Here is a 1,063-nt window from a genome sequence, read left to right on the forward strand (position 1 = left end):
ATCGTTTTATTTAAAATGATGTTTATTGGATATTTTTATGGTATTCGTTCTGAGCGTCAATTAGAAAAGGAGATTAAAACGAATATTGCCTACCGTTGGTTTTTAGGGTTTTCTCTATCAGATACTATCCCAGATCATTCTACAATCAGTTGGAATCGCCGTACCCGTTTTATTCATACAAATATTTTCGAAGAAATTTTTGATGAGATTGTGAGGCAAGCGACGGAGCACCGGATGGTCGGAGGACGTGCGTTGATGACAGATTCTACACATATTAAGGCCAATGCTAATAAAAATAAATTTGTACACAAATATAAAAAAGAAAAGGCAAAGTTTTATATAGATGAACTAGAAGCTGCGGTAATCGAAGATCGTGAGGTACACGGAAAAAAGAATTAAAACCTAGAAAGGAAAGTGATACCCCTACTAAAAAAACTCGTATAAGTACTACGGATCCAGATAGTGGATTTTTAATGAGAGATGGAAAACCGAACGGTTTTCATTTCTTAGATCATCGTACGACTGATGCGAAGTACAATATCATTACAGATACCTATATAACGGCTGGAAATATGGCAGATTCCGAGCCGTATTTAGCACGTCTACAAGCTCAAAGTGATAAGTTCGGATTTGAAGTGGAAGCTGTCGCTCTTGATGCAGGTTATTTTACAGGTTATATCTGTAAGAAGTTATCAGAAAGAAATATATTTATGGTGATGGGGTATCGCCGATTTGGAAAGCGAAATAAAGAAGTACCGAAAAGCCAATTTAAATATGTAGAAGAAATGAATGCATTTGCTTGTCCGATGGGATGTATTTTAGAGTATGCAACAACGGATCGCGAAGGATATCGTCAATATAAATCGAATCCAGAAGACTGCGCTGTTTGTCCGTTACGTGAGGTGTGCTTTTCAAAGAAACAAAAACAAAAAGTTATCACTCATCATATATGGGAGAAATATAAAGATATCGCTAGAAAAAACAAGCTAACAGCTACAGGGAAAAAGTTGTATAAAGTACGCTGTTCAACTATAGAGCGAAGCTTTGCGGACGCCAAAGAACT

General features: G+C 36.6%; 1 pseudogene. It reads left to right on the forward strand.

The features are described 5' to 3' along the window. Window positions 1-1,063, forward strand: a pseudogene (locus COE49_RS00655) (IS1182 family transposase); the annotation flags it as partial.

Source organism: Bacillus sp. AFS029637 (assembly GCF_002584985.1).
Classification (GTDB): domain Bacteria; phylum Bacillota; class Bacilli; order Bacillales; family Bacillaceae_G; genus Bacillus_A.